Source organism: Saccharopolyspora sp. (assembly GCF_017434145.1).
GTDB classification, from domain to species: Bacteria; Actinomycetota; Actinomycetes; order Mycobacteriales; family Pseudonocardiaceae; genus Saccharopolyspora_C; species Saccharopolyspora_C galaxeae.
Map to the genome: position 1 here is coordinate 1 of NZ_JAFRFW010000390.1, position 3,865 is coordinate 3,865.

Sequence of the window (3,865 nt, forward strand, 5' to 3'; positions counted from 1 at the left end):
CGCGAGCGCCGCGGACTCCGCGCAGGCGGGCACGTTGCTGTCCACTTTGGAGCGCAAGGCGGGCCGGGTCCTGTTCAACGGCTGGCCGACCGGCGTCGAGGTCGGGCACGCCATGGTGCACGGCGGACCGTACCCGTCCACTTCGGACTCACGGACGACCTCGGTCGGCACGCTGGCGATCGATCGCTTCCTGCGTCCGGTGTCCTATCAGGACGTTCCGCCGGAGCTGCTGCCCGGCGTGCTCACCGACGGCAACCCGCAGGGCGTCTGGCGCCGGGTCGACGGCGAGCTCGGCAAGCACTGAGGGCTGCTCCGGCAAGACCCGCGGTGGCGGACCCGCAGCGGCTCCCCACCGCGCGCCGGTCACGGGCGAAGAGCTTCGTCGAAGTCCCGCTGGGCTCAACCGCCACATGCACATCGGTGCGCCCCGGGGAACACATCTTTCGGCGCCGGGAATTCCCCGGCCCGCTGATGACGTTGACCGGGACAGGCGGTTGAGTGCACAGCGGCCTGACGTCAGATTTTGGCGGCGTTCGCCGTCGCCGGAAAGCACGTTAGGAGGTCGCAATGGCCTCGCGAACCCATCCCGCCGACCCGCAGCTGGCCCCGACGCTGAGCTTGGAATCGCAGCTGGCCTGCGGCGTCTGCGGTCACCACGCGCTGACCGAGTCCGCCGACCACGACCGCGCCGACGATCCCCGCGACCGCTTGATCTGCCAGATCTGCGGCGCGCATCGGCTGGTGTGACGCGCGGGCGTGACGTGCTGGGATGAGTTCAATTGCTCTGCGGCCGGGAGGCGCCGCCCGGGTTCTCGTGCTCGGCCACGACCCAGGCGGCGACCTCGGTCAGCTTGATGTTGGACTGCTGCGAAGCCCGCACTAGCAGGTCGAACGCCTGTTGCGCGGTGAGATCGTGCTGGCACATCAGCAACCCCTTGGCTTGACCGATGTTGTCCCGGGAGGTCATCGCCTCGCTGAGCTGCCGGTAATACCGTGCGCCGGACAGAGCTAGCGCCGCGTGCGCGGCAAAAATCTCACCGATGGTCTTAACCTCTTCGCCGAACCGCACTTCGTGGCCGCCGTAGAGGTTCAACGCGCCGAGCGTGTCATCCTGGACGAACAGCCGAAACGAGATCAGGCTGCCGACCCCGAGCTCACTGGCACGAGCGGCGAACCAAGGCCAGCGCGTTTCGCCGTTCATGTCGTCGACCACGACGGTTTCGTGCTGCCAGATGGCATCCAGGCACGGCCCCTCGCCCAGCTCCTGCTGCGCCTCGTCGCACTTGCGCACCACTTCGTCGGTCGGCACTCGCGCGTGCACCTGCCGACGGTGCACCTGCGTGATCCCACCGGCCCACACCCCCGGCACGGTGTTGACCGCGGTCTGCACGACAGCGCCCAGCGTCTCCTCCTCGTTCGTCTCCGCTTCCAGATTCCGGGCCAGCGTGCTCATCACTCTTGCGAGTTCGTGGCGCTGACCCATGGCCCGGCTCCTTCGCATATGGCGGCCGCGCGAGCACGTAGTGCTGAACCCGCACGACCTTGGCCGAGCCGGCATCCGGATGCGCAACTCGACCCAACCGACGGATGCCCACAACACTCTCGGTCAATACCTACGGACGCAACAGTTGGAGACCACTCCGCGTAGTCGATGTTGACCGCTAATCGCGACTCCGGGCGAGGGAGCGAGCACGCTGCGCTATCAGAGAGTCAGGAGGTCAGGTCGCGGATGCGGGGCGCGACCTGCTCGGTGAAGGTCCGCAGGAACCGCGACTGGTCCGAGCCCGGCGCGTGGAACACCAGGTGGTCGAAACCGGCATCCAGGTACGCCTTGATCTGGGTCAGCGCGTCCTCCGGGTCGGAGGCCACGATCCACCGGCTCGCCACCTGCTCGATCGGCAGCTCGTTGCCCGCGCGCTCCATCTCCGCCGGATCGTCCAGGCTGTGCTTGACCTCGGCGGGCAGCGCCAGCGGCGCCCAGAACCGGGTGTTGTGCAGCGCGGTCTCCGGGTCCGGGTCGAACGAGAGCTTGATCTCGATCATCTTGTCCAGCGCCGCGGAGTCGCGGCCGCTCTTGGCCGCCCCCTCGGAGACCGCGGGCAGCAGCTTGTCGGTGTAGAGGTCCATGCCCTTGCCGCTGGTGCAGATGAACCCGTCGCCGACGCGGCCGGCGTACTTCGCCACCATCGGCCCGCCCGCGGCCACGTAGATCGGCACTCCGCCGTCCGGCGCGTCGTAGATGGTGGCGTTCGCGGTGCGGTAGTACTCGCCTTCGTAGCTGACCCGCTCCGAGTTCCACAGCGTCCGGATCAGCTCGACCGATTCCTTGAGCCTGCGGAAGCGTTCCCTGAACTCCGGCCATTCGCGGGCGGTGACGGCGGTCTCGTTGAGCGCCTCGCCGGTGCCGATGCCGAGCATCACCCGGCCCGGGTAGAGGCTGCCGAGCGTGCCGAACGCCTGCGCCACCACCGCGGGCTCGTAGCGGAACGTCGGGGTGAGCACGCTGGTGCCCATTTGGATGCGGGAAGTGCGCTCGCCGACCGCGCTCATCCAGGACATCGCGAACGGCGCGTGACCCTGGTTGTGCCGCCACGGCTGGAAGTGGTCGCTGACCATGACGCTGTCCAGGCCGCGCTGCTCGGCCTCGACGGCGAACTCGACGAGGTCGCGCGGCCCGAACTGCTCGGCGGACGCCTTGTACCCGATCTTGATGCTCATGTCTGGTTCGCTTACCTCACCCATCAAACGGTCGCTGGGACGTCGTGGCGCTCGTCGTCGCAGGGCGCGTCGGCGCACCCGGGCGGAGGCGATCCACCGGCGGCGCCGCGATCGTGCGCACCGCGGCTCGTCGCACCGTGCCGGTGCGCGCCAGTCGTCCCCGCACAGTCGTACCGGATCGGTCTAGATGCCGGCCGCGCGGGTCGGCTTGCGCGGCGGCGGCCGTAATCGAGCGAGCACGCACCGTGCTGCGCGGGCATTCGGCTAAACTCCGGCCGGGGACATTCGACCGTCCATTTCGGATTATTCGACGGAATTCCGGACGGTTTCGGCAATACCGGCTCTCGACGACGTGAGGTACGGCTACATGGCGGCCAGCGACAGCACCGAACAGCCCATCGGCAGGGTACTGGTGGTCGGCGCGATCAATGTGGACTACGTCGTGACCGCGCCGCGCCTGCCGCGCCCCGGCGAGACCGTGGTCGGCGATCAGGTCGAGCACTACGGCGGCGGCAAATGCGCGAACGCGGCGGTGGCCGCGGCCGCAGCGGGCGCGCGGGTGCGGCTGGCGGGCGCGGTCGGGGCCGACGACGCGGGCAGCGGAACGCTGCGCGATCTGCGCGAGCACGGCGTGTCCGTGGACGACGTCGCGGTGCTCGACGACCGCACCACCGGTTCGGCGCTGATCGTGGTGGACCACGCCGGGGAGAACCAGATCGCGGTGGGCGCCGGGGCGAACTACGGCATCACCGCCGAGCACGTCGGCAACGTACTGGACTCGGCCCTGCCCGGAACCGGATGCCTGCTGGTGAGCACGGAGATCCCGGCGGAGGCGATCCGCACTGCGGTGCGGCGCGCGGCGAGCGCGGGTGTGCCGTGCGTGCTCAACCCGGCACCGGTCGTGCCGGAACTGGCCGAGCTGCTCGACGCCGCGCCGCTGCTGACGCCGAACGCGAGCGAGCTGGGCGAGCTCACCGAGCTGTGCTCGACCTCCCCGGAGGGCGACGACACCAAGGATCACGCCAGGGCGCTGGCGCGGCTCACCGGACGCGAAGTCGTGGTCACCCTCGGCGGCGAGGGTTCGTTGCTGGTGCACCCCGACGAACGAGTCCGGCGTCTTCCCGCGCCGGAGACGACGGTTCGGGAC

4 protein-coding genes and 1 pseudogene are annotated in these 3,865 nt (G+C 69.6%); 3 read left to right on the top strand and 2 right to left on the bottom strand.

All coding sequences use genetic code 11. The features are described 5' to 3' along the window. Both IJH84_RS10575 and IJH84_RS10580 read left to right on the top strand, forming a co-directional pair. Window positions 1-304, top strand: a pseudogene (locus IJH84_RS10575) (aldehyde dehydrogenase (NADP(+))); the annotation flags it as partial. 263 nt (window positions 305-567) lie between these two features. Further along, entirely contained in the window at window positions 568-747 is a 180-nt protein-coding gene (locus IJH84_RS10580) for a hypothetical protein (RefSeq protein ID WP_200069577.1), read from the top strand. Between the two features lie 28 nt (window positions 748-775). Here IJH84_RS10580 and IJH84_RS10585 read toward each other — a convergent pair whose 3' ends face one another. Beyond that, window positions 776-1,483, bottom strand: a complete 708-nt coding sequence (locus tag IJH84_RS10585) for a GAF and ANTAR domain-containing protein (protein ID WP_295143373.1) — start codon at window positions 1,481-1,483, stop codon at window positions 776-778. Window positions 1,484-1,710: 227 nt separating this feature from the next. After that, a complete protein-coding gene (gene fgd / locus IJH84_RS10590; RefSeq protein ID WP_295143376.1) occupies window positions 1,711-2,718 on the bottom strand; it encodes a glucose-6-phosphate dehydrogenase (coenzyme-F420) in 1,008 nt (335 codons plus the stop codon). A gap of 367 nt (window positions 2,719-3,085) precedes the next feature. Between fgd and IJH84_RS10595 the strand changes: the two genes are divergently transcribed. Continuing rightward, window positions 3,086-3,865 (top strand): PfkB family carbohydrate kinase (locus tag IJH84_RS10595; RefSeq protein WP_295143378.1); only part of this gene is annotated, 780 nt, incomplete at its 3' end.